26 protein-coding genes are annotated in these 23,691 nt (G+C 66.6%); 16 read left to right on the top strand and 10 right to left on the bottom strand.

Going from position 1 to position 23,691, the window contains the following annotated elements; all coding sequences use genetic code 11:
* The first annotated feature begins 121 nt into the window (after positions 1–121).
* Genes DSM104440_RS13455 through DSM104440_RS13445 form a run of 3 tightly spaced genes read left to right on the top strand, consistent with a single transcriptional unit; the run spans position 122 to position 3,239 of the window.
* A complete protein-coding gene (locus DSM104440_RS13455) occupies positions 122–1,048 on the top strand; it encodes a LysR family transcriptional regulator (RefSeq protein WP_171163470.1) in 927 nt (308 codons plus the stop codon).
* Positions 1,048–2,490, top strand: coding sequence for an exonuclease domain-containing protein (locus DSM104440_RS13450; protein WP_171163468.1), 1,443 nt, complete (start codon positions 1,048–1,050; stop codon positions 2,488–2,490). Before DSM104440_RS13455 ends, DSM104440_RS13450 begins: the two co-directional genes overlap by 1 nt.
* Complete coding sequence (locus DSM104440_RS13445; protein ID WP_171163466.1) at positions 2,487–3,239, top strand: carbonic anhydrase; 753 nt, start codon at positions 2,487–2,489, stop codon at positions 3,237–3,239. The genes DSM104440_RS13450 and DSM104440_RS13445 overlap by 4 nt, the downstream gene beginning before the upstream one ends.
* A 1-nt stretch (position 3,240) precedes the next feature.
* Here DSM104440_RS13445 and DSM104440_RS13440 read toward each other — a convergent pair whose 3' ends face one another.
* Positions 3,241–3,897 (bottom strand): SOS response-associated peptidase, encoded by a 657-nt coding sequence (locus DSM104440_RS13440; RefSeq protein ID WP_171163464.1) that lies wholly within the window; start codon positions 3,895–3,897, stop codon positions 3,241–3,243.
* 43 nt (positions 3,898–3,940) lie between these two features.
* Between DSM104440_RS13440 and DSM104440_RS13435 the strand changes: the two genes are divergently transcribed.
* The 3 genes from DSM104440_RS13435 to DSM104440_RS13425 are packed head-to-tail and all read left to right on the top strand — an operon-like array spanning position 3,941 to position 6,028.
* The gene (locus DSM104440_RS13435; RefSeq protein WP_171163462.1) at positions 3,941–4,471 is read left to right on the top strand and encodes an SRPBCC family protein; all 531 of its coding nucleotides are present in this window, start codon (positions 3,941–3,943) and stop codon (positions 4,469–4,471) included.
* Complete coding sequence (locus tag DSM104440_RS13430) at positions 4,468–5,211, top strand: TFIIB-type zinc ribbon-containing protein (protein WP_171163460.1); 744 nt, start codon at positions 4,468–4,470, stop codon at positions 5,209–5,211. Before DSM104440_RS13435 ends, DSM104440_RS13430 begins: the two co-directional genes overlap by 4 nt.
* 16 nt (positions 5,212–5,227) lie before the next feature.
* Complete coding sequence (locus tag DSM104440_RS13425) at positions 5,228–6,028, top strand: META domain-containing protein (RefSeq protein WP_171163458.1); 801 nt, start codon at positions 5,228–5,230, stop codon at positions 6,026–6,028.
* A 45-nt stretch (positions 6,029–6,073) separates the two neighbouring features.
* Here DSM104440_RS13425 and DSM104440_RS13420 read toward each other — a convergent pair whose 3' ends face one another.
* Positions 6,074–7,975 (bottom strand): potassium transporter Kup, encoded by a 1,902-nt coding sequence (locus DSM104440_RS13420; RefSeq protein WP_171163456.1) that lies wholly within the window; start codon positions 7,973–7,975, stop codon positions 6,074–6,076.
* A 113-nt stretch (positions 7,976–8,088) separates the two neighbouring features.
* Here DSM104440_RS13420 and DSM104440_RS13415 point away from each other — a divergent pair, with 113 nt between their 5' ends.
* Both DSM104440_RS13415 and DSM104440_RS13410 read left to right on the top strand, forming a co-directional pair.
* Complete coding sequence (locus DSM104440_RS13415) at positions 8,089–9,333, top strand: retroviral-like aspartic protease family protein (protein WP_171163454.1); 1,245 nt, start codon at positions 8,089–8,091, stop codon at positions 9,331–9,333.
* A 5-nt stretch (positions 9,334–9,338) separates the two neighbouring features.
* Positions 9,339–9,713 (top strand): GNAT family N-acetyltransferase, encoded by a 375-nt coding sequence (locus tag DSM104440_RS13410; protein ID WP_246212163.1) that lies wholly within the window; start codon positions 9,339–9,341, stop codon positions 9,711–9,713.
* On the opposite strand, the gene DSM104440_RS13405 is transcribed toward DSM104440_RS13410, so the two are convergent.
* The 4 genes from DSM104440_RS13405 to DSM104440_RS13390 are packed head-to-tail and all read right to left on the bottom strand — an operon-like array spanning position 9,700 to position 12,209.
* Complete coding sequence (locus DSM104440_RS13405) at positions 9,700–10,095, bottom strand: DUF1801 domain-containing protein (RefSeq protein ID WP_171163450.1); 396 nt, start codon at positions 10,093–10,095, stop codon at positions 9,700–9,702. The genes DSM104440_RS13410 and DSM104440_RS13405 overlap by 14 nt on opposite strands.
* The gene (locus tag DSM104440_RS13400; RefSeq protein ID WP_171163448.1) at positions 10,092–11,243 is read right to left on the bottom strand and encodes an AMP-binding protein; all 1,152 of its coding nucleotides are present in this window, start codon (positions 11,241–11,243) and stop codon (positions 10,092–10,094) included. Before DSM104440_RS13400 ends, DSM104440_RS13405 begins: the two co-directional genes overlap by 4 nt.
* The gene (locus DSM104440_RS13395) at positions 11,240–11,779 is read right to left on the bottom strand and encodes a DUF1697 domain-containing protein (protein WP_171163446.1); all 540 of its coding nucleotides are present in this window, start codon (positions 11,777–11,779) and stop codon (positions 11,240–11,242) included. The genes DSM104440_RS13400 and DSM104440_RS13395 overlap by 4 nt, the downstream gene beginning before the upstream one ends.
* A 13-nt stretch (positions 11,780–11,792) precedes the next feature.
* A complete protein-coding gene (locus tag DSM104440_RS13390) occupies positions 11,793–12,209 on the bottom strand; it encodes a DUF3052 family protein (protein ID WP_171163444.1) in 417 nt (138 codons plus the stop codon).
* Positions 12,210–12,329: 120 nt separating this feature from the next.
* Here DSM104440_RS13390 and DSM104440_RS13385 point away from each other — a divergent pair, with 120 nt between their 5' ends.
* From DSM104440_RS13385 to DSM104440_RS13370, 4 genes are all read left to right on the top strand, one after another.
* Positions 12,330–14,174, top strand: coding sequence for a C1 family peptidase (locus DSM104440_RS13385; RefSeq protein WP_171163442.1), 1,845 nt, complete (start codon positions 12,330–12,332; stop codon positions 14,172–14,174).
* A 6-nt stretch (positions 14,175–14,180) separates the two neighbouring features.
* Positions 14,181–14,918 carry an SDR family NAD(P)-dependent oxidoreductase gene (locus tag DSM104440_RS13380; protein ID WP_171163440.1) on the top strand — a complete coding sequence of 246 codons (738 nt, stop codon included), beginning with the start codon at positions 14,181–14,183 and terminating at the stop codon, positions 14,916–14,918.
* Between the two features lie 47 nt (positions 14,919–14,965).
* Entirely contained in the window at positions 14,966–15,670 is a 705-nt protein-coding gene (locus tag DSM104440_RS13375) for a sulfite exporter TauE/SafE family protein (RefSeq protein WP_212758072.1), read from the top strand.
* A 97-nt stretch (positions 15,671–15,767) separates the two neighbouring features.
* Positions 15,768–15,992 carry a hypothetical protein gene (locus DSM104440_RS13370; RefSeq protein ID WP_171163437.1) on the top strand — a complete coding sequence of 75 codons (225 nt, stop codon included), beginning with the start codon at positions 15,768–15,770 and terminating at the stop codon, positions 15,990–15,992.
* A 214-nt stretch (positions 15,993–16,206) separates the two neighbouring features.
* On the opposite strand, the gene DSM104440_RS13365 is transcribed toward DSM104440_RS13370, so the two are convergent.
* A complete protein-coding gene (locus tag DSM104440_RS13365) occupies positions 16,207–17,751 on the bottom strand; it encodes an alkaline phosphatase D family protein (RefSeq protein ID WP_171163435.1) in 1,545 nt (514 codons plus the stop codon).
* The gene (locus DSM104440_RS13360) at positions 17,748–18,236 is read right to left on the bottom strand and encodes a disulfide bond formation protein B (RefSeq protein WP_171163433.1); all 489 of its coding nucleotides are present in this window, start codon (positions 18,234–18,236) and stop codon (positions 17,748–17,750) included. The genes DSM104440_RS13365 and DSM104440_RS13360 overlap by 4 nt, the downstream gene beginning before the upstream one ends.
* A gap of 99 nt (positions 18,237–18,335) precedes the next feature.
* On the opposite strand from DSM104440_RS13360, the gene DSM104440_RS13355 reads away from it, so the two are divergent.
* On the top strand, positions 18,336–19,682 hold the full coding sequence (locus tag DSM104440_RS13355) for an amidase (RefSeq protein WP_171163431.1): 1,347 nt from the start codon (positions 18,336–18,338) through the stop codon (positions 19,680–19,682).
* A 21-nt stretch (positions 19,683–19,703) separates the two neighbouring features.
* Here DSM104440_RS13355 and DSM104440_RS13350 read toward each other — a convergent pair whose 3' ends face one another.
* Entirely contained in the window at positions 19,704–20,354 is a 651-nt protein-coding gene (locus DSM104440_RS13350) for a hypothetical protein (protein ID WP_246211996.1), read from the bottom strand.
* Positions 20,355–20,778: 424 nt separating this feature from the next.
* On the opposite strand from DSM104440_RS13350, the gene DSM104440_RS13345 reads away from it, so the two are divergent.
* From DSM104440_RS13345 to DSM104440_RS13335, 3 genes are read left to right on the top strand one after another with little or no spacing between them, the layout of a single operon-like run.
* Positions 20,779–21,630, top strand: coding sequence for a UDP-2,3-diacylglucosamine diphosphatase (locus DSM104440_RS13345; protein WP_171163429.1), 852 nt, complete (start codon positions 20,779–20,781; stop codon positions 21,628–21,630).
* Positions 21,608–22,660: a glycosyltransferase family 4 protein gene (locus tag DSM104440_RS13340; protein WP_171163427.1), complete on the top strand. Its 1,053-nt coding sequence runs from the start codon at positions 21,608–21,610 to the stop codon at positions 22,658–22,660. Before DSM104440_RS13345 ends, DSM104440_RS13340 begins: the two co-directional genes overlap by 23 nt.
* The gene (locus DSM104440_RS13335) at positions 22,626–23,024 is read left to right on the top strand and encodes a diacylglycerol kinase (protein ID WP_212758071.1); all 399 of its coding nucleotides are present in this window, start codon (positions 22,626–22,628) and stop codon (positions 23,022–23,024) included. Before DSM104440_RS13340 ends, DSM104440_RS13335 begins: the two co-directional genes overlap by 35 nt.
* On the opposite strand, the gene DSM104440_RS13330 is transcribed toward DSM104440_RS13335, so the two are convergent.
* Entirely contained in the window at positions 23,017–23,670 is a 654-nt protein-coding gene (locus DSM104440_RS13330) for a transposase (protein WP_171163425.1), read from the bottom strand. The genes DSM104440_RS13335 and DSM104440_RS13330 overlap by 8 nt on opposite strands.
* Positions 23,671–23,691: the final 21 nt, after the last annotated feature.

The following is a 23,691-nucleotide window of genomic DNA, read 5'->3' as shown; positions in this document are numbered from 1 at the left end:
CATATCTCATTGTCTTGCTCCGGTTGCCGGGCCTTTTGGGCCCCAGGTAGACAAGATAATTGCTGCGCAATCGGTATACAATCGCCTGCAATGGAACAGGATTCATGAACTGCCGGCACAAATGAGCACCTCTGCGGAGATGACGGCGTTCGTCCGGGCGGTGGAGGTCGGCGGCTTCTCGCCGGCGGCGCGCGAGTTGGGCCTGACGCCTTCCGCCGTTTCCAAGTTGGTCACCCGGCTCGAAAACCGCCTTGGCGTCCGGCTCCTCAATCGCACCACCCGCAGCCTCGCGCTCACGCCCGAGGGCGAAGCCTTCCTGCATCGCAGCCAGCGCATCCTTGCCGACATCGCCGAAGCCGAGGACGAAGTCGCGCGCTTCCGCGCGCTGCCGCGCGGGCTGCTGCGCGTGAACGTGGGCTTCTCCTTCGGCCTGCACCAGCTGGCACCCGCATTGCCCGAATTCCTCGCGCGCCACCCCGACGTCCAGGTCGAGCTCACCATGAGCGATCGCGTGGTCGATCTCATCGAAGACGGCGCGGATCTGGGCATCCGCACCGGCACGCTCGGCGATTCGTCGCTCATCGCCCGCCACATCTGCGACCTCGAGCGCGTGATCTGCGCCTCGCCCGCGTACCTGAAGAAGCACGGCACGCCGAAGAAACCCGATGACCTCCTCGAGCACGACTGCCTGCGGCTCGCACCCTTTCCCGCGCTCTGGCGCTGGCCGTTCGATTCCCCGGAGGGCGTGCGCCACGTCGAAGTGCGCGGCCGCGTGACCGCGACGGATGCGGAAACGCTGATGCGGCTCGCGATCGCGGGCGCGGGAATCGCGCGGATGATCGACGTCGTGGCCGGCGAAGCGGTGCGCGAAGGCAAGCTCGTTCCCATCCTCCGGGACTCGCATCACGTCGAGGCGGTGCCGCTGAGCGTGGTCTATCCGCAAGGGCGCCACCGCTCGCCGAAGGTGGCCGCGATGGTGGAGTTCCTCGTGGAGCGGTTCGGGAGCGCGCCCTGGCGAGCGGCGGCGATCAAGGGAAGGAAGCGCTGATGCTGGCACCCGCCATTGCCTTCGTCGACGTCGAGACCACCGGCACCTCGCCTGGCGGATCGCGCATCACGGAGATCGCCATCGTGCGCGTGGTCGATGGCGTGCTCGTCGACGAATGGTCCACGCTCGTCAATCCGGGCCGCTCGATTCCGGAGGCGATCCAGGCGCTCACTGGCATCACCAACGACATGGTTCGCGATGCGCCGGATTTCTCGCAGGTGCGGCGCGACGTGATGCAGCGCCTCGAAGGCTGCGTGTTCGTCGCCCACAACGCGCGCTTCGACTACGGCTTCGTGAAGACGGAGCTGCAACGCGCGGGCGTTTCGTACACCGCGGATGTCCTTTGCACGGTGCGCCTGTCGCGGCGGCTCGATCCGCACGCGATCGGCCACAACCTCGACGCGATCGTCGCGCGCCACGGGCTGGAAGACACGTTCGACGCCGATCCGCTGCGCCGCGCGGGCCGCCACTCGGCGCTCGGCGATGCGCGCGTGCTCTGGCGCTTCGTGCAAGGCCTTTACCGCGAGCGCGGCGCCGAGGAGATCGAAGCGGCGGTGAAGCGGCTGCTGCGCATTCCCAGCCTGCCGCCACAGCTCGCTCCCGATGCGCTCGAGGGCCTGCCCGATGGCGCGGGCGTCTACCGCTTCTACGGCGTGAACGACCTGCCGATCTACGTCGGCAAGAGCGTGAACCTGCGTGATCGCATCCGCTCGCACTTCTCCAGCGATTACCGCAGCGCCAACGACCTGCGCATCTCGAGCGAGATCCGCCGCATCGAATTCGAGGCCACGGTGGGTGAGCTCGGCGCGCTGATTCGCGAGGCACAACTCGTGAAGCAGCTCCTGCCGCTCCACAACCACCGGCTGCGGCGCAAGGAAGGCGTGTGCTTCATCTCGCTCGATGATTTCGCAGCACCCCCCGAGATCCGCACCAACAGCGAGATCGATTGGGGCGAGCGCGGCATGGGCGCGGGTCCGATCTACGGTCCGTTCAACACCCGCGCGCAGATTCGCAGCACGCTCGAGGACCTCGCGGCCGAGCATGGCCTGTGCTGGCGGCTGCTGGGCTGGGAGAAGCGCGGCGGTCCGTGCTTCGCTCGCCAGGTGAAGCGCTGCCGCGGCGCGTGCCTGGGCGAGGAGACCCCGGCGGTCCACGGCCTTCGCCTTGCCACCGCGCTCGCGCACTGGAAGCTGCGCGACTGGCCGTTCCCGGGCCCCGCATACATTCACGAGGTCGACGCAGCCGGCGGGCAGGAGGCCTTGCACCTCTTCGACCGCTGGTGCCACCTGGGCACCGCGCGCCGCGAAGACGAATTCGAGTCGCTGCTCGACTCGCGCCGCGAGCTCGTGTTCGATCCCGACGTGTACGCTATCCTCATCAAACATTGGCGCGCGCATCCTGCCGCGCTGGTTCCCGTTTCCCGCGAAAGGACTGCCGCATGAAGAAGCCGACGCTCGCCACCCTCCTCGTCACCACGCTGGGTGTGCTGGGCTGCGCCACCGCATTTGCCGACGCATCGCACTGGACATACTCGGGCGAGGCGGGTCCGGCCAACTGGTCGAAGGGCGATCCGAAGAACGTGATGTGCGGTTTGGGCCGCAACCAGTCCCCGATCGACATCGCCGGCGGCATCCCCGCGAAGCTTGAAGCCTTGCGCATCGATTACCGCGAGAGCGGCGGCGACCTCGTGAACAACGGCCATACGATCCAGCTCGACATCGCCGACGGCGGCACGCTGGCTCTCGCCGGCCGCGTCTTCCACCTCAAGCAGTTCCACTTCCATGCGCCCGGCGAGAACCGCATCCAGGGCAAGGAATATCCGCTCGAGGTGCACCTCGTGCACGCCGACAAGGATGGCAACCTCGCGGTGATCGGCGTGATGTTCAAGGATGGCCCGGCGAATCCGGTGCTCGACAAGCTCTGGTCGGCCACACCGACGAAGGCCGGCGACAAGGTGGTGTTGCGGGCCGGGTCGGCCCCCGCCGCCGCGAGCCTCCTGCCCAAGTCGAAGGCCTACTACCGCTTCAACGGTTCGCTCACGACGCCGCCTTGTTCCGAGGGCGTGTTGTGGCTGGTGATGAAGAATCCGCTCACGGCCTCGAAGGCGCAGGTGGAGAAGTTCACGAAGACCGTGGGCTTCGCCAACAACCGGCCGATCCAGTCGGTGAACGCGCGGCCCGTGCTGCAGTAACTCAGTCCGGGAGCAGCACCTCGGGCACGTCGTTGCGGGGATTGCCCACGAGCTTCGAGACCGTGCGCGCGCCCATCTCGTTCGCGTACGGCCGCATCAGCGGCCGTACTTCCGCGACCGTGCCTGAGAGCCAGCGATCGTAGTCGCCTTCCGCGAGGATCACGGGCATGCGGTCGTGGATCGTCGCCGCGTACGCGTTGGGCTCGGTGGTGAGAATTGTGTAGGTCTCGACCGGATCGCCGCCGTCGCGCGGCTTCCAGCGCTCCCACAGCCCCGCGAATGCGAACATCGGGCGATCGGGCAGCGTGAACGCGAACGGCTGCTTGTGGCCCGGATCGCCCTTCCATTCGAAGTAGCCCGTGGCCGGCACGAGGCAGCGGCGCGTCTTGAACGCTTCGCGGAACGTGGGCTTCTGCTCGACCGTCTCGCTGCGCGCGTTGATCGCGCGGGTGCCGACCTTGAGGTCGTCGGCCCAGTACGGCACGAGCCCCCAGCGCAGCATCGCGAGCGCGCGGCCGCCTTCGGGCGCGGCGCGGATCACCGGCGAAACGTTGGTCGGCGCGATGTTGTAGCGCCGCTTCACGCGGTCGTCGACGGGCACGCGAAACGTGTACGAAATGATGTTGCCGTCGTCGTCGAGGAAGTACCGGCTGCACATGGGCCAATGTTAAGCTAGCCGCACTTTTTGCGAGGGGTGGCGCATGAAGATTCTCAAGTGGATCCTCATCATCGTCGTCGGCTTGGTCGCCGTCTTCCTGGCCGTCGGCCTCATGCTGCCCTCGACGTTCCGCGTCGAGCGCGAAGCGAGCATCAAGGCGCCGGCCGACAAGGTCTATGCGCTGGTCGCCGATCCGCGCGAATGGAAGAAATGGTCGGCGTGGAACGAGCGCGATCCGAACATGAAGATCGTGTATTCGGGCCCGGAGTCGGGCAAGGGCGCGAAGTGGTCGTGGGTGAGCAAGACCGAAGGCGACGGCAGCATGGAGTTCACGAATGCCGAACCCGGGAAGGTCGTCGAGTTCGCGCTGCACTTTCCCGACATGGACATGAGCTCGAAGGGCGCGATGAAGTTCGTGGGCCAGGGCAATACCACGATGGTCTACTGGCACAACGAAGGCGACGTCGGCAAGAATCCGCTGGCGCGTTACTTCGCGCTCGTGATGGACAAGCTCGTCGGTCCCGATTTCGAGAAAGGCCTCGCCAACCTGAAGAAGGTGGCCGAGGCGCCATGAGCGGCGAACGCACGTGCCCCAGCTGTGCGGGCCGCATGCAAAGCCGCGCCCTGGAGCGCCACGTCGGCGGCCTGATCGAGCTGGACCTCTGCTTCGACTGTCACGCGATCTGGTTCGACCAGTACGAGAGCGGCCAGCTCGCGCCCGGCGCCGTGATCGAGATCTTTCGCCTGATCCACGAGAACCAGGACAAACCCGCGCGCCCGCTCGCCGACCGGCTCAACTGCCTGCACTGCCGGGAGAAGCTCGTCTTCACGAACGACATGCAGCGCAGCAACAAGATCTCGTACTACCGCTGCGCGCAGGGCCACGGGCGGTTCACGACGTTCGTGCAGTTCCTGCGCGAGAAGAATTTCGTGCGCACGCTTTCTGCGCCGGAGATCCAGGAACTCAAGGCGACGGTGAAGCAGGTGCGCTGTTCGAGCTGCGGCGCGGCGGTGGACCTTTCGCGCGACGCGGCGTGCGCGCATTGCCGCTCGCCCGTGGCGATCCTCGATGCCGAAGCCGTGAAGCGCGCGCTCGCGGATCTCGATGCCAAAAGCCGCGGCCGCATGAACCCCGACGCCGCCCGCGCTGCCGAGGTCATGGTGCCCGCGCGCATCGCGCAGGCCGAAGCCAAGGCCAGGCGTTTCGAACATCGCCCCGTCGGCGGCCTGCCCGGGGTCCTCATGACGACGTATAACGAGGATGCGAACATCCTCGACCTCGTTGCCCAGGGCATCGACGCCCTATTCGATTGATCACAGGGAGCCCTCCATGAAGAACTCGCCCGCGCGCACCTGCCTTGCCCTCGCCGCGCTTGCCGCCACGTTGCCCGCCTGCAAGACGCTCGAGGAGCGCGAGCCGCCGCCCAAGCCGCTCGTCGGCACGCGCTGGGAAGTCATTCTCGAGTTGCCGGTGAATGGCGAGCAGCCCTGGATCCGCATGGGCGATGGCCGCATGGAAGGCTACGGCGGCTGCAACCGCATCAACGCACGCTACATCCGCGACACGGTTGGCGCGCGCGCCATCGCGATGGGCGTGATCAGCGCGGGCCGCCGGTCCTGCGATGAAAGCAACCTGTCTGCAGAGCGGCGCGTGGTCGAAGTGCTGCAGGCCGTCTCGAGCTACTCGATCACGGCCGACGCGATGTCGATGACGGGATCGGCCGGCACGCTGCGCTTCCGCGCGGTGTCGGACATGGCGGGAGGAGGCATCGTGGATCTTGCGAATACGCGCTGGGTCGCCGTGGGCATGAACGCCCAGAAGTGGCTGCCGACCGGCAACGACCGGGAGCAACTGGGTAACGCGCCGCGCCTGGAGTTCGGCGGCGATGGCCGCGTCACGGGCTACACGGGCTGCAACAACCTCAACGGCACGTACAAGCTCTCAGGTGACCGGCTCGAAATGGTCGTGGCCACCACCAAGCGCGCCTGCGCCGGACCCGGAGGCGAGTTCGAGGGAGTCCTTGCGGGCATCCTCATCGACAGCCCTCGCGTCTCGTTGAACGGACGCAACATCGTCATCACGGGTGCGAAGGGCGCGAAGGTGGAGTTCCAACCGACCGTCGAACGCTAGAAAAAGGGGACAGTCCCCATTTCTGAAAAGGGGACTGTCCCCTTTTCAGATTTCAACGTGAGTTCCCAGCTCCACCACGCGGTTCGCGGGGATGTTGAAGAAGTCCGTGGCGCGCGTGGCGTTGCGCGTCATCCACGCGAACAGGTGGTCGCGCCACATCGCCATGCCGGGGAGCTCCGCGGGAATCACGGTCTCGCGCGACAGAAAGAATGACGTGTCCATGAGGTCGAACCCGAGCCCGTAGCGCACGCGGCACGAGTTCAGGATCTCGTCGATGTCGGGTTGCTCCTGGAAGCCGTACCAGGCCTCCAGCTTGAAGAAGCCCGTTCCCAGCCGCTCGAACTGCACGCGATCCTCGGAGGGAACGACGGGCACGTCGTGCGTGACGATGGTGAGGAACACAGTCTTCTCGTGCAGCACCTTGTTGTGCTTGAGGTTGTGCAGCAACGCGTGCGGCACCGAGATCGTGTTGGCCGTCATGAAGATGGCACTCCCCTCGACCTTCTGCGGCGGGGCGAGCTCGAGGCTCTGCAGGAAGGGCTTCAACGGGATGCCCTGCTCGGCGACCTTGTGGAACAGGATCGAGCGGCCGCGGCGCCACGTCATCAGCAGCGTGAAGACGCCCGCGCCAATGAGCAGCGGGAACCAGCCGCCCGAGAGGATCTTCGTGGAGTTCGAGGCGAGGAACACGAGGTCGATCACGAGCATGCTGCCGATCACGAGGCCCGTCATCCACGAGGACCACTTCCAGATGCGGCGCGCGACCACCCAGGCGAGCAGGCACTCGATCACCATCGTCGCGGACACCGCGATGCCGTAGGCGTTGGCCAGATCGCTCGAGGTCTGGAATCCCAGCACCAGTAGTACCACCGCGACGAAGAGCAGCCAGTTGATGAACGGCACGTAGATCTGGCCCATCTGCCGCGACGACGTGTGCATGATCTCGAGGCGCGGGATGTAGCCGAGCAGGATCGCCTGGCGCGTGATCGAGAAGGCGCCGGTGATCACCGCCTGCGAGGCGATGACCGTCGCGCACGTCGCGAGGCCCACCATCGGCAGCAGCGCCCAGGCCGGCACCATGAGGAAGAACGGATTCTTGATGGCCGCGGGGTTGGCGAGGACGAACGCGGCCTGGCCGTAGTAATTGATGAGCAGCGCGGGCATCACCAGCCCGAACCACGCGATGCGGATCGGCTTCTTGCCGAAGTGCCCCATGTCCGCGTACAGCGCCTCGCCACCGGTGAGCGCAAGGAACACGGCGCCCAGCACAAGGAAGCCTGCGAGCGGATAGAGCTCGAAGAAGTACACCGCGTACGCCGGGTTGAATGCGCGCAGCACCGAAGGGTTCGCCCAGACGTGCACCGCGCCGATTGCGCCGATGCAGAGGAACCACAGGATCGTGATCGGCCCGAAGAGCGCGCCCATGCGTGCGGTGCCGTGCCGCTGGATCACGAAGAGTCCGGTGAGGATCGCGAGCGCGATCGGGATCACATAAGGGCCGAAGGCCGGCGTCGCGACGGCGAGGCCCTCGACCGCGGAGAGCACCGAGATCGCCGGCGTGATCATGCTGTCGCCGTAGAACATCGCCGCGCCGAAGATGCCGATCGAAATCACCGCCCAACGCAGGCGGGGCTCGGACTTCTTCACTTCGCGCAACGCGAGGGCCAGCAGCGCGAGGATGCCGCCCTCGCCGTTGTTGTCGGCGCGCATCATCACGACGAGGTATTTCAGCGCGATCACCCACGCCATCGACCAGGTGATGAGCGAGAGCAGTCCCAGGACGTTGTGCTGGTTGAGCGGGATGCCGTGATCGGGGCTGAAAGCCTCTTTTAGCGCGTAAAGCGGGCTCGTGCCGATGTCGCCGAAGACAACGCCGATCGCACCGATGACGAGCGGGGCGGTGGCCCGTTTCGGGGCGTAGGAAACGCTGGGGGAGGGGTGGCTCACGGAATGGTCGCGGACTATACGCCGCTCTGCTGCAGCGCACAACGCCAGTGCGGATGGTTGCCGCGGCCGCGATCAACCGTTACCCTGAAGGGAATCCCCAACCCCCTGAAAACATGGGCAAAACCGCCGCCTTGGCCATCTGGGCCTGCCTGCTCCTCGCAGCCGGCGGATGCACCACGACGCCGCGCGTGGGCCTGGAGATCGCCCCGGCGCCGGCGCCGCTCATCCGGCCCTTTTCGGGCTTCTGGGAGGCCGTCCTGGCCCTCGATTTCGACCAGGCCGAAGCGCTTGTCGCCTCCGGGCCGGAGCGCGACTACCTCGTCGCCGTGCGCATGGTGGCCGACGGCCGCGTCGACGCGGCCCAGGACGCGCTTTCGCGGCTCATCGCGAGGCACGACCGCGAAGCTTCGCCGCGCGCCCGCGCGCTGCTCCAGTCGGTCGTGAAGGAGACGACCTCGATTCCCGACAACGCCTTCGCAAGCCGCGTCGATCGTTCGTTCGCCGAGGCCCTGCACGAAGCGAAGGCGCGCGAGCAGCGCCACTATCCCGAGGCGCCCGTGTCGTTGCCGTTCGAGCGCAACGCATCGACCACGCCGATGGTCGCGGCGAGCGTGAACGGCGTGCCGACGATGATGGGCATCGACACCGGCGCGGGCCTCACCGTGATCGGCTCCGAGCTCGCCAATGCCGTGGGCGCGTGGCGCCTGGGGGCGCGCATCGGCGCGCGCGATGCGCACGGCGAGGGCGTGCACGTCGAGCTCGCGGTCGTGGACCTGCAGATCGGGGGCATCCGCCTCGTGCGCCATCCCGTGATGGTGATCGACTCCGCGCGCCTGCGCTTTCGCGTGACCGGACTCGACGTGGCGAAGTTCGACGGCGTGCTCGGCTGGAATGCGCTTTCGAGCCTGCGCGTCGTGATCGACAACGCGTCGCAAACCGTTCAGTTCGGGCCGTCGTCCGCCGCCGCCGGCCGCGGCAATCTCTTCTGGGTCGGCGAGCCTTATGTCCGCGCGCAGGCTTCCAACGGATTTCCGCTCACGCTGTTCCTGGATACCGGTGCCTCGCGAAGCGCCATCGCCACGCCGCTCGCCGCGGGCGCGGGACTGCGCGACGGCGTGACGCGCGAGGCGATGGTCATGGCCGCGGGAAGCTCGCGCAAGATGGCGATCACCGTCCATCGCGACGGAGCGCTGCATGTGGGCGGGGCGCGCATCAAGTTCGACGAGTTGCAGACGATCGCCCCGCGCGAGCTCGGTTACGCCGTGCGCGATGGCATCCTCGGGGCCGATGCGCTGCTCGCCGGCCGCGTCACGATAGACTTCGGCGCACGCGAGTTCAGCGTGGTGACCGCAAGGTGAGTGCGATGCTCCGGCTCGATCCGATGACGCCGCTCGAATACGAGCGCTACCTCGCGTACGCGGTCGAGGATTACGCGCAAGCGCATTTCCGCAACGGCGACTGCGATCCCGTGGGCCTGCTCTGGCTGGCACTCATGGAGCGCGAAGGCAGGCCGTTCATCTACATCTACGACATCGAGATCGTCGAAGCGCGGCGCAGCCAGGGGTTGGGTTCGGCGCTGCTCGGCCTGGCGGAGGACTACGCGCGCGGCATCGGCGTCTCGCGCGTCAGCCTCAACGTGATGGGCTGGAACACGCGGGCGCGCTCGCTGTATGAACGCCACGGCTTCGGCGTGACCGGCATCGGCATGAGCAAGCGCCTGGACGTCAAACCATCCTGACCCACTGCTTCACGATCGCCGCGAGTTTCGCCTTCTTCGCCTCGAGGTCGGCCCGGTCCGCGAACGTGATCATGGCCCGCTCCTTCGCGAGCCACTGAAGGAGCTTTCCCGGGTCGTCGATCGTCGCGCCGCCCGTCGAGTTGTCCTTCACCTTCGCCCCGAGATGCAGGATCAGGCCCACGCCGCCCTTCGTCCGCAGGTGCGTCGTCGCGAAGTATTCGGTCGTGCGAAAGCTCGGCGCGTTCCACTTGACGCCCTCCGCGATGGACGCGTGCGCGCCGAGGATGATCGCGCGCAGCTCCTCGATCGCATCCTTGTGCGGGTGGTCGAGCTTCGCCATGAAGGCATCGACGGCGGCGGTGGTGTCGGCCTTGGTCGTCATCGGTTTCGTTCGACATACAACAGTCCGTCCGCGCCGATGTGGCCGCGATCGCCCGGGTGGAACCATCCATCGCGGAAGCGCGAGCCCGAAGCGTCGTCGGCTGCGTGATAGCCCTGGGGCATGTCCTCCACGGCGATGCGCAATTCGCCGGTGCCGCCTGGCGCGACCTTGCGGCCCGATTCGTCCACGACTTCGACGCAGGCATGGGAAGCGACCCGTCCGCTGCTGCGCGGCGCGCGGGCCAGTGTCTCCGGCGTGGCGAGCGAGATGACGCCGAGCTCGCTCGTGGCGTACGTCAGGTACACGTTGGGTGTGATGCGCTTGCATGCGCCGGTGAGGATCTCGGTCGGAGGCGGGCCGCCCGCGATGCGCAGGTGCGTGAGCGAGGGAAACGCGGGGCCATCGGCGGGCAGCAGGGCGAGAGTCGAAACGAGCGAAGCGCGCGACAGCACGAGGTGCGTGACGCCGTGGACCTGGACGGCGAGGAGCACCGCAGCCAGGTCGGAGCCGCTTTTTGGAAGCACCAACAGGCCGCCATCGCGCAGCGCCGAGAAGCACATCATCAGCGAGGCAGTGTCTTCGAGATTCGGGGGCAGGACGCGCGAGGACGAGCGCGTGTCCCAGAACGAGTTTCTCAGGCGGCGTTCAAGGTCGCCGTGCGTCTGCACGACGCCCTTGGTCTCGCCCGCCGATCCCGAAGCGAGCGCAATGCGCACCGGCGTTTCGGCACGCGGCGAAAAGTCGTCGAGGCCGTGCATCGTTTCGTGTCCCTGGGCCTGCAGGCTTGCGAGCACGAGGGATTCCACGCCATCGATCGCCGCGGCCTGGTCGCTCAACACGACGCGCCGCGCGCCGTAGCGCCGGCAGAGCGAGGCGCGCACGGTACCGAGGCCCGGCACCATCGTGACGCTCACTGCACCCAGGTTCGCGAGGGCGAGCAATGCGATGATCGCTAGCAGTCCCTGGCCCGTCGATACGGCGACGACCTCGCCGGGGCCGATGCCGCGCGCATGAAAGTCCCGCGTCGCGACGCACACGAGCGCGTTCAGGTGCCGGTAGTTCACGACCTGGCCCTCGATGAGCGCGGCCGGCGCTTCCGGCGTTCGCGCCACCGTGGCGCGCACGAGCTCGAGCAGCGTGGTGTTCACCCGCGCAACTTCTCGGCGTCGAGGATGCGACGCACCGTATTCCAGTTGCGTGTGGTCACGGGCATGCCGAGGAGCTTCTCGAAATCGGGGACGCCGAACTTACCGCCAGGCAAGCGGCTGGAGACGCCAAAGGCTTCACGCCCTTCGAGGCGGAAAAGCTTGAGGCCCTCGCGGGCGAGCACGATCGGCACCTTGGGCGTGGCCTTGGGGTCGGCCCACAGGAACGAGACGTAGAGCTTCGCGTCGCGCTCGCGCAGTTCGCCCTTGAAGGGATTGGAGGCGACCATGGCTTCGAGTTGCGGGAAGGTGCGCGCCATGACGGCCACCGGGAAACCGAGCCAGCCCTCGAGACTCTTCTCGAGCCGGCGCGCATGGCGGTCGCCGTCGGAACCGGGCGCGTCGAAGAGCACGTTGCCCGAGGCGATGAACGTGCTGACGTTGCCGAAGCCCTGCGAGGAAACATGTTTCGCGAGCTCGGCCATCTTCACGGTACGGCCGCCCACGTTCACGGCGCGCAGGAAGGCAACGTAACGCATCAGGGGCGCCCGGTCAGGGCTTCGGGGTGCGGCGGTCCTTGCGGATCACGAGCTTCAGGCCCGACCAGGTGTCGTCCACCGCGCAGACCTTGATGTCCACGAGCCCCAGGGGCAGCGCGATCTCGCGGATCACGTCCTCGGTGAGGTCGGTCGGCACCTTGGCGGCCTTCTTGGGCCACGACACCCAGATCGCCGCGTCGTCGCGGATCTTGCCGCGCGCGGTCTTCAGCGACCGGGCGAGCGTCGTCTTCTTCTTGGCGAAGAGATGGACGATGTCCGTCTTGGTGTTGAGCCGCGAAGCGAGATGCGTGCCCTTGGGCACGGCCGCCAGCAACTTCACGTAGTTGGGCGGCGCATCCGTGGCGAAGAGCTGGCAGTCTTCCTTCAGGCCGAGCTTCTTCCACAGCGGCGTGCCGGAGTAGCCGCTCATTTAGTGCCGTGCCGGGAATTCATCGAGCGCATTGTGTTCGTAGTCGCGCGGTCGGTCAACGCGGTCGATCAATGTGTCGCGTGTGCGCCACAATAGGGTCCGCCTTTCAGGGAGGCTGCCATGGACCGACGCAAGACGCGCGCCCGGATGCCCAAGCTCGTGCGCAACGTAACCCCCGACAAGCTCGACCTTCGGGATCGTCCCTACTTGCCGACCGTTGCGCTCTCGCCACCCGCGAATTTCCGGTCGGGCACCAAGCTGCCGGTATTGAACCAGGGCGACACGAGTGCTTGCACCGGCTTTGCCCTCGCGACGGTGGTGAACCACCTGCTGGTACGCGCCCGTCGCGTGAAGGAGGCCGACGTCTCGCCCTTCATGCTCTATTCGATGGCGCGGCGCTACGACGAGTTTCCCGGCTCGGAGGACGCGGGCTCGAGCCTGCGGGGCGCGCTCAAGGGCTGGTACAAACATGGCGCCTGCGCGCGCCGGCTCTGGCTGGGGCTGGAAATGCCCGAGGCCTCGAACAAGCCCGGCGACGACTGGTGGCTCGATGCGGTGAACCGGCCGCTGGGGGCGTACTACCGCGTCGATCCGCGCTCGATCACCGACATGCACGTGGCGCTCAACGAGGTCGGCATCCTCTACGGGAGCGCGATCTGCCACGACGGCTGGCTCGACATCACCAAGAAGGACGCGACCATTCCCTTCCGCAAGGCCGCGGCCGATGACGGCGGGCACGCCTTCGCGATCGTGGGCTACGACCAGTTCGGCTTCCGCGTGCACAACTCCTGGGACACGAACTGGGGCGACGGCGGCTTCGCAACCCTCACGTACGAAGACTGGCTCGCCCACGCGATGGACTGCTGGGTGGTGCAGCTCGGTGTCGTCACCGAAGAACACCGCCGCGTCGCCGCTTCCCCGACGCCGGTGCTGATGAAGGGTACGGCGCGGCTCTCGTCCAACGAAACCTTGCGCTATCACCAGCTCGCGCCCTATGTGGTCGACATGGAGAACGATGGCGCGCTGTCGTCGTCGGGCGCGTTTCGCACGAACGAGGACGATGTCCGCGCGCTCGTCTCCGACTACCTCGATACGGCGCGGCGCGACTGGGGCGTGAAGCCCGGCTCGCCGCTCGACATCGCGATCTACGCGCACGGCGGCCTCACGGCCGAGAAGGATGCCGCCGCCACGTTCGCGCGCTGGCTGCCCGCGCTCTACGCGGCCAAGAAGTTTCCGATCTTCCTCATGTGGGAATCCGACCTCTGGACGACGATCAGCAACCAGCTCGCCGAGCTCGTGAGGGGTGCGCCGCGGCCGTCGGGCGGTCCGCTCGAATCCTTGCAGCGGTGGTGGAACGAACGGCTCGAAGGCCTGCTCGCGCCGCCGGGCGCGGCACTCTGGGACGAGATGAAGGAGAACGCCGCCGCCATTACCGGTGACGCGAACGCGGGCGGGCGGATCCTGTTTCGCGAGCTGCAGTCCTCGGCCGTCGCGCAGGGCCATCCGCTGCGCCTGCATCTGATCGGCCACTCCGCCGGCGCCATCGCCCACACGTTTCTCGTCGATCGCCTGGCCGCGCTCGAATGGGAGTTCGCGACGGTGAACTTCCTCGCGCCTGCGGTGCGCGTCGATCGCTTCGAGGAGCGGCTGTTGCCCTGGCTCAAGGAGGGCAAGGTGAAGCGCTTCAACCACTACCAGCTCACCGACGCCGCCGAGCAACAGGACCCGACCTGCCGCACGCTGCTCGGCTATGGGCGATCGCTCCTTTACCTCGTGTCGCGGTCCTTCGAGGGGGGCAGCGATGTTCCAATCCTTGGAATGGAAAAGCACTTCCCCGCGGCCGTCGCCCGAATGCGCTCGGTCAAGGTATTCTCGGCTCCATCGGACACCACGCGCAGCACGACGCACGGCGGCTTCGACGAGGATGCGGCAACGATCGCGAGCGTCATCGCCGGCCTTCACTAGAAAAAAATGAACCTCTACATCGTCACAGGCACCACGAAGGGCCTGGGCAAGGCGCTCGCCGAGGGCATCGGCGCATCCAGCGAGAACGAGCTGATCGCGTTGTCGCGCGCGCCCGAGCAGCCGATCCCCGCCGGCACGCAGCTGGAGGTGGATCTCGCGAGCGCGCAGGCGGTGGAAGAGGTGTTCGATCGCATCGAGCAGCGCATCCGCGGCAAGCGCTTCGCCAAGGCGGTACTCATCAACAACGCGGGCGTGGTCTCGCCCGTCGGTCCGATCGAGCGCGCCGATGCCGCCGAGCTCGAACGCAACCTCTTCGTGAACCTCGTGGCACCCATGCTGATCATGCGGCGCTTCCTGCGCGCGACCGAAGGCATCGCGTTGCTGCGGCGCATCATCAACATTTCGTCGGGTGCGGGCCGCAAGCCGATCGCGGGCTGGGCAGCGTACTGCGCGGCCAAGGCCGGCCTCGACATGGCCTCGCGCGCGGTGGCGCTCGATTTCGAAGCGAGCCACAAGCCCGTGGAAATCGTGAGCCTTGCGCCGGGCGTGATCGACACGCCCATGCAGGGCGTGGTGCGGAGTGCCACCGCCGCGGACTTTCCCGACATCGAGCGCTTCAAGCAGATGAAGGCCGACGGCACGTTGCGGCCGGCCGCGGAAGTGGCCGCGGACATCCTCAGGCTCGAAGCGGCGGGCAAGCTCAAGGGCGAGCCCGTCGCCGATCTGCGGCAGCTGCTCTCCTGATCGACGATCCGGTTTTCTACCTCGCCGCGATCCCGGCGGTGCTCATCATGGGCATCTCGAAGGGCGGGTTCGGCAGCGGCGTGGGTATTCTCGCGACACCGCTCATGGCGCTCACGCTGCCGATGTCGCAGGCCGCGGCGATCATGCTGCCGATCCTGTGCGTGATGGACCTCGCCGGCATCTATGCGTACCGCGGCAAGTGGAGCCGCGAGAACATGAAGCTCATTCTCTGGGGCGGCATCCTGGGCGTCGTCATCGGCGCGTTCACGTTCCGGTTCTTCGACGATGCGCTCCTGCGGGTGGGCATCGGCGCGTTCGCCATCGCGTTCGTGATCTACCGGCTGAGCGGCGACCACACCGCGCCGCCCGCGCCGCGTTCGGTTCCGAAGGGGCTCTTCTGGTCGACGATGGGCGGCTTCACGAGCACGCTCATCCACGCCGGCGGGCCGCCGCTCAACGTGTACCTTCTGCCGCAGCGGCTGGAGAAGGTGCAGTTCGTGGCGACCACGGTGCTTTTCTTCACGGTGATCAACTACGTGAAGCTCGTGCCCTACGCGTGGCTGGGCCTGTTCGACGCCCGCAACCTCACGACCTCCGCGGTCCTGATTCCGCTGGCACCCGTGGGCATCTTCATGGGGGTCTGGATCATGAAGCGCATCCCCCAGGAATCCTTCTACCGCCTCTGTTACGCCATGTTGCTGGTGGTGGGCGGAAAGCTCCTCTACGACGGTATTCGCGGCTGGGGCGTTTGAGGTAGGATGCGCTCGTCATTAACCCGTTGAGAGGAGGTGATCCGTGAAACGATCCATCAGCCTAGGCGTTGCACTGTTGTTCGCGGCAGGTACTGCGATGGCTATGCACTGCCCGGCGGACATGAAGGCGATCGACGAAGCGCTGGCCAAGAAGCCCACGCTTTCCGAGGCGGACGCGAAGACGGTGAAGGACGCGCGCGCCAAGGGCGAGATGCTTCACAAGGAAGGCAAGCACCAGGAGTCGGTCGATGAGCTCGCCAAGGCGATGAAGATCCTGAAGATCGGAGCCGCCGCCCCCGCAGAAAAGGGCGTGAAAAAGTAAAGCTCGATCTCACGCATCACCTTTACGACGCCGCGCACTTCGCGCGGCGTTTTTCATTCCAGAGGGGTCAGACCACTTAACAATTAACGAAAAAAATCCCTGTGAAAAAAGTGGTCCATTGGGCCACCCGCACAAGACAACCTGAACGGGTGATCCAATGGACCACTTTTTTCACAGGGATTTTTTTCGTTAATTGTTAAGTGGTCTGACCCCTCTATTTTTGTTGCGCGCCGGCGCGGCCTTCGTCGACCTGGAAGGTGGCGGCGGTCGAGATGCCCGCATCGCGCACCTTCACCGATTCCACGACCCGCAGCTTCGCCTCGACCGAGGTCTTGGTGATCTCGAGCAAGCCGTAGCCGCGCTGCCCACCATCGGCGAGGAGGATGTCGGGGTTTCCATCGCGCCGCGCCTGCACCCGCTTGGGGTCGGGCCCCTGCGACGTGATCGACGTGCCGCAGAATTCGGTCGCGATGATGGCGCCATCGGGCCGGGCGCCCGCGCGCAGGTTGGCGACGTAGTTCGCGTGCACGTCGCCGCTGATGACCACGGGATTGCGCGGCTTGTGCGTGGCGATCGAGCCGAGCAGCCGATCCCGCGCGGCAGGATAGCCGTCCCAGCCGTCGGTCCAGTGCTCGATGCCGTTCTTGCCCGCCATGCCCGCGGGCGCGATCAGCGTCTGTTGCGCGATCAGGTTCCAGCGCGCCTCGGATTTCGCGAGGCTCTCGTCGAGCCAGCGTTCCTGCTCCCGGCCGAGCAACGTGAGCGACTCATCGAGCCGCTGCGTGCATGACGCGCCAACCGTGGTCGCGCCACCCTTGCCCGGTTTGGGGCACACCTGGTGCGACCGGTACTGGCGATCGTCGAGCACGTGGATCGCGGCGAGCGTGCCCCAGTTGAATCGGTCGTACAGGCGCACTTCGCCGCCCTCGCGCCGCACCGAGGGCCTCAGGGGCATGTGCTCGAAGTACGCGCGGTACGCGGCCGCGCGCCGCACGAGGAACTGCGGATCGAGGTCCTCCGAGCGGTCGTTCGCGTAGTCGTTTTCCACTTCGTGGTCGTCCCACGTCACGATCCACGGTGCGCATGCGTGGGCGAGCTGCAGGTCGGCTTCACCGCGGTAGAGCGCGTGGCGATTGCGATAGTCCGCGAGCGTCTTGGGCTCGGGCGTGCCGTGCTTGCGCACGTGGTCGCGGCCCCAGCTCGATTCGTAGATGTAGTCGCCGAGGAACGCGACGAGGTCCGGCGCATCCTTCGCCAGGTGGCGGTACGCCGTGAAGTAGCCCTGCTCGTATTGCTGGCAGGACGCGAAGGCGAGGCGCAGTCGATCATCGCCGCGGCCCGTCGTGGCCGCCGTGCGGGTGCGGCCGGTCGGGCTTTCGGCATCGCCCGCGAGGAAGCGGTAGTAGTACCAGCGCGCCGGCCCCAGGCCATCGACTTCGACGTGGACCGAGTGCGCGTTTTCAGCGAGTGCGGTGGCCGTGCCGCGGCGCAGGATGCGCGCGAACTTGTCGTCGCTCGCGACTTCCCAGCGGACCTCGATCGGATCCGGGTCCAATCCGCCGCCGGTCAGTGGTTGGGGCGCGAGGCGGGTCCAGAGCGCCACGCTGTCGAGGCGCGGGGATCCGGAAGCAACACCCAATGAAAAGGGATCGGCGGAGAACTTGACCCGGACATCGGGGGCCGCGGCGACGGGACGCCAGAGGGAAGCCGCGGCAAGTGCCAGCGCCCGGGCGACGAAGACGCGCCGCGAGCGGTTCACGAAGGCTTGCGGACGATGAGCCAGATCGCGACGACCGCGAAGATCAGGTACCAGACCAGTGCCCACTCGGGGATCGACAACCCGAGCATCCGCCACTGCACCTTCGAGCACTCGCCGGTGCCCGCGAACATCTTGGGCAGCGCCTGGGCGAGCGAGAAGTTGTTGATCAGGAAGTCGAGGTCGGCGCCGCAGGAGAGGGAGCCGTCGGGAAAACGCTGCAGGTACGAATGGCGGATCGACGTGCCGGCACCCGCCAGGGCGAACAGGAGGGCGAGCCCTCCGTAGATGCGCACGCCCAGCTTCCCGGGGCCATGAATCGCGGCGACCAGGGCCACCAAGGCGACGGCCATGAACGCATAGCGCTGGAGGATGCACATCGGGCAGGGCTCGAGGCCCAGCTCGTGCTGCATGTACATGGCCAGGCCGATCAGGCCGGCACAGGCGACGAAGACGGCGGCGAAGACGGCGCGGGAGGGCAAACGCATGGGAAAGAGACTGTCCTGGCGGGGTTTTTGTTCCTGCAATGGTACGGCACGCCACGTCAAGCCTTTCGCCGCCCGACCGAATCACTCAAAATGCCGCCCATGGACCTGACCGCCCTCGGCCTTCTCGACGCATTGAAAGCCTTCCGGGAGGGAAGGGCGACGGTGATGGAGTACGTGGAAGCGTGCTGCCGCAAGGTCGCCGAGCGCGACGCACAGGTCCGGGCCTGGGAGTGGTTCGACCCCCAGCGCGCCCTGGCCGAGGCCGAGGAACGCTCCGGCGGCGGCATCCTCAGCGACCTTCCGCTGTTCGGAATCCCGGTGGGCGTGAAGGACATCATCAACACGCGCGGCATCCCGACGCGCATGGGCTCCCCGATCTACGCCAACCACGTCCCGCCGTCCTCGGCCTGGGTCGTGCGCCGCCTCGAAGCACTGGGCGGCCTGGTGATGGGCAAGACCGTCACCACCGAGTTCGCCTACCGCCACCCCGGAAAGACCCGCAATCCCTGGAACCCGGCGCACACGCCCGGCGGATCCTCGAGCGGATCGGCCGCCGCCGTGGCCGCGGGCTTCGTCCCGGTCGCGATCGGCACGCAAACGCTGGGTTCGGTGATCCGGCCTGCGGCCTTCTGCGGCGTCGTGGGGTACAAGCCGACCTTCGGCGCCATTTCGCGCCATGGCATCCATCCTTTTGCACCGACGCTCGACACCGTCGGCGTCTTTGCGCGTTCGGTCGGTGATGCGGCCTGGTTCGCGGCCTGCCTCATGGGCCACGATGCGCGCGACGAAGCGACCGCCGTGCGCGGTGCGCTGCATGCGCTGCGCGTTCCGCTCGCCACGCTGGAAACACCGCCGCGCATCGCCGTGGTGAAGACGCCCAAGTGGCCGCTCGCCACCGAAGCGCAACAGGCGAACTTCGCCGAAGCGGTCGCCACGCTCAAGGATGCGGGTGCCACCGTGCGCGAAGTGCCGCTGCCGCGCGCGTTCGATGCCGCGTGGGAAAACGTGATGGTGATTACGTCGCGCGATGCGGTGAAGAGCTTCGCGCTGATCGAATCGCGCCATGGCGTGCGCCTTTCCCCGCCGCTGCTCGAGCTCCTCGAGCGCGGCCGCGGCGTGACGCCCGAGGAATACGCACGGGCGAGGACGCGCCGCGACGAATACCGCCGCTGGCTCGACAACCTCTTCGACGGATGCGATGCGATCGCCACGATCCCCGCGCCGGGCGAAGCGCCCGAGGGCCTCGCCAACACGGGCGATGCCACCTTCAATTCGCTGTGGACGCAGACCGCGCTGCCCGCGGTGACGATCCCGTCGGGCCGCGGCCCGCGCGGCTTGCCGCTCGGCCTGCAGCTCGTGGGGCGTTACCGGGAAGACGAACGCGCGTTGCAGGTCGCCGCGTGGTGCGAGAAGGTCCTCAAAAAAGGGGACAGTCCCCTTTTCTGAAAAGGGGACTGTCCCCTTTTTCTAGGTCGTGCCTCGCGCGACCTTCGCGTTGAGCCGCGATCCGGCCGCCCACAACACCAGCAGGTCCAGCACGCAGTAGAAGGCGCCGGCGGCCAGGGGCGGATTGTCCGTGCTGAGCCCCAGCCATGGCACGCGCGCGCCCCACGTCCAGTTGCCCAGCCACGTGCCGTAAAGCTCCATGGCGAGCGAGAGCACGAACATCGTCGCGTACAGGCGCCGCGAGGGCGACAGCCACATGCACACCACGAACATCGCGAACAGCAGCGGGCCGAACGTGTCGCGCCCGTTGATCGCGAAGAACGCCACCACGGGAGCCGACACGGCTGCGATCCACCACTCGGATTTCTCGGGCAGCCGCGCCGCGATCCGCGTGCCGAGGTAGAAAAGCAGCACGTGCCCCGGGGGCACGAACAGCGGGATGTTGCCGAGGCGATATTCGTAGAGGCCCCACACCAGCGAGAGGAACACCTCGCCCGCGGTCGCGATCAGCAAGCAGGCGACGAGGGCGGGGCGCTGCGCCGGTTCGCTCCTCATCACGAGGGTTGCGAACACCAGCCATGCGGCGATGTTCACGACGAGTTGGCCGTCCGGCACCCAATGCTGGTCGACAGTAAGCCCGACCACGATGGTCGCGACGATGAGGGCGTTCATGCTCTCTATTTTCGCATGGCTCGCACGGGTTTCTTTCCGCGACCTCCGCCATCGCTGCCGAAGGTCGCGGGCGGCTTCTGGCATCACCACTGCGATCAGCGCCGCCATCGGTTCGAGACATGTCGAAGGTGGTTCCGGCGCTGAGCCATCGACGAAGGGTTGATCACGAGAGGCCCCCCACCGCTCGCTGAAAGATCGCCGGTGCGCCAGGAATTTCGAGCGCAAGTTTGGGTAGCGAGATCGGCGGCGTTTGATGGAGAGGTTGGGGCCGGGTCGGGATCAATCCTTCGGCGATGGCCACGGTGCAGCCTTGTTTGACATCACGGGCATCGCTCGCGATGTGAAAGCAGGACCTCAAGTCACAGAAGCGTCACGCCACTGAAACGTCGGTGACGCCGGGCGCTTGGAGAATGCGAGGCTGGAAATGGAGGACTCAGCCTTCGAGAACGATCCCATGGAAGAAGACGGCGTCGCGCAGTATCGGTTCCGGTCGATCTTCATCTCCGATATCCATCTCGGCACGCCGAGTTGCCAGGCTTCGCACCTCCTCGATTTCCTGCGTCATACCGAGAGCGAACACCTCTACCTCGTTGGCGACATCATCGACGGCTGGCAGCTGAAGCGCCGGTGGTACTGGCACCAGTCGCACAACGACGTCATCCAGAAGATCCTGCGCAAGGCCCGCAAGGGCACGAAGGTCACGTACGTGTGCGGCAACCACGACGAGGTGCTGCGCAACTTCCTCGGTGTCGCGTTCGGTGGCATCGACATCGTCGATGAGGTGATGCACACCACCGCCGACGGGCGAAAGCTCCTCGTGATCCACGGCGACCTCTTCGATGCGGTGGTGCAGGGCGCGAAGTGGCTCGCGTACCTCGGCGATCACCTCTACATGCTCGTGCTGAAGTTGAACCAGTGGTTCAACCACGCGCGCGCCACCCTCGGGCTGCGCTACTGGTCGCTCTCGGCGTTCCTCAAGCAGCGCGTGAAGAACGCGGTGTCGTACATCTGCGCGTTTGAAGCGGCGGTGGCGCACGAAGCGAAGCGCCGCGGTGCGGACGGCGTGGTCTGCGGCCACATCCACAAGGCCGAGATCCGCGAGATCGACGGCGTCCTCTACTGCAACGACGGCGACTGGGTGGAAAGCCTCACCGCGCTCGTCGAGCTCGACTCGGGCGAACTCAAGATCATCGACTGGAAGGCGATCGAGTCGCTCGCCGCCGGAACCCCTTCACCCCTCGTAGGAGTCGACATTGCGCATTCTCCTGGTGACTGACGCCTGGGCGCCGCAGATCAACGGCGTGGTCGTGACGCTTCGCAACACCATCGCCTGGCTCGAGAAATGGGGCCACGAAGTGCGGGTGCTCTCGCCGCAGGGCTTCAAGACGATGCCGATGCCCACCTATCCCGAGATTCCGCTCGCACTGTTTCCGGGCGGGAAGGTGGCCGAGGTCTTCCGCGAGTTCAAGCCCGACGCGGTGCACATCGCCACCGAAGGCCCGCTCGGTGTCGCGGCGCGCGCTTACTGCGTGAAGCACCGGCTGCAATTCACGACGGCGTACCACACGTGCTTTCCGGAATACGTGCAGCCGCGCTTCGGCGTGCCGCTGTCGTGGACGTACACGTGGCTCAAGTGGTTCCACGGTCCCTCGTCGGCGATCATGGTCGGTACGCCCGCGATCGCGAAGCTGCTCGAGGTTCGGAACTTCAGGAACATCGTCGAGTGGTCGCGCGGCGTCGACACGGTGCTCTTCCACCCGATCGAAGAGCGATTCAAGGAATATCCGCGGCCGGTGTTCCTGTTCGTGGGCCGCGTCGCGATCGAAAAGAACATCGCCGCGTTCCTCGAGCTCGACCTGCCCGGGACGAAAGTCGTCGTGGGCGACGGCCCGCAGAGGAAGGAGCTCGAGAAGCGCTTCCCGAAGGCCGTGTTCGCGGGCGCCAGGGTCGGCCCCGAGCTCGCCTCCTATTTCCAGCGCGCGGATGTGTTCGTGTTCCCGAGCCTCACCGATACCTTCGGCCTCGTGCTGCTCGAGGCGATGGCGTGCGGCACGCCGGTGGCCGCCTACCCGGTGCGCGGACCGATCGACGTCATCAAGGATCCCGCCGTCGGAGTGCTGAAGAAGGACTTGAGGGAAGCCGCGCTGGCGGCCCTTCCGCTGGACCGGGGTGCCGTGCGACGCTACGCCGAACGCTATTCGTGGGAGCATTGCTCCCGGCAGTTCCTCGCGCACCTCGTGCTCGCTCGCCCCACACCGGAAGGAAATCCCCTTGAACGACCAGCCGCAAACGCCGGCACCCGCTGAGAGTCCCTTCAAAGGCAAGACCGGCATCGCCCGCATCATCCGGGCGTTCTTCAGTTCATTGGCGGGCCTTGCCGACGCGTGGAATCACGAGAGCGCCTTCCGCCAGGAAATCCTCATCGCGGTCGTGCTCATCCCGGCGGCACTGTTCGTGCAGGTGACTCCCGCCGAGCGCGTGCTCCTGATCGGGTCGGTGCTGCTGGTGCTGATCGTGGAGCTGCTCAACTCGAGCGTCGAGGCGGCGATCGATCGCATTTCGCTCGATCTGCATTCGCTTTCCAAGCGCGCCAAGGACCTGGGGAGTGCGGCCGTGCTGGTTTCGCTCGTCCTGCTGGGCGTGGTCTGGGGCGTGATCCTGATCAGATAAAGGGGACAGTCCCCTTTTCTGAAATGGGGACTGTCCCCTTTTTCGGCCGACCCCTCGGACCACGAGGGCCGCGTCGGATCGCTTCAAGGTCCGCAGGCGACAGCTCCGTTGAAAACAACTCCCGGTAGGCCGTCAATCGCTCGGCCGGATCGTGTGCGAGCCGGAGATAGGTCTCGTGAGGCTCGACCAGGGACGATTGCTGTCCCTCGGCATTGATGCGATAGCTCGACCACTCGTAGGCCGCGGGATGCCCGACCATCCCCGCGCGTACCGGATTCAGCTCGATGTAGCGATGGCACGCCAGGAACTGCGAGTCCCGGAGAACAAGACCGGAGTAGAACCGTCCTTCCCAAAGCGCTCCCGTGCGCTTGTACCTTGCATTCGAAGCCTGCGCGAATCGTTGGGCTACCGTTTTCATCAGCGCCGCCGCGCTGCCTGCGTCCGAGGGCGTCACGAGCAGGTGAACGTGATTCGTCATGAGGACGTAGGCGTGCACGCGACATTGGCTTAGCGAGGCCGCCTTGCCCAGCAGGGCGAGATACGCCGAGTACTCGTCGGGAGCGCGAAAGCAGGCAACTCGATTGTGACCGCGATGCACGATGTGAAGAGGAATGCCGGACGCGACGGGGCGTGCAGTTCTAGGCACGGGGTAACTCCTGGGAGGCTT

The sequence above is a fragment of the Usitatibacter palustris genome (assembly GCF_013003985.1).
GTDB lineage: Bacteria > Pseudomonadota > Gammaproteobacteria > Burkholderiales > Usitatibacteraceae > Usitatibacter > Usitatibacter palustris.
The sequence above is the reverse complement of the archived record's forward strand: the minus strand, read 5'-3'. Positions and strand labels throughout refer to the sequence as shown.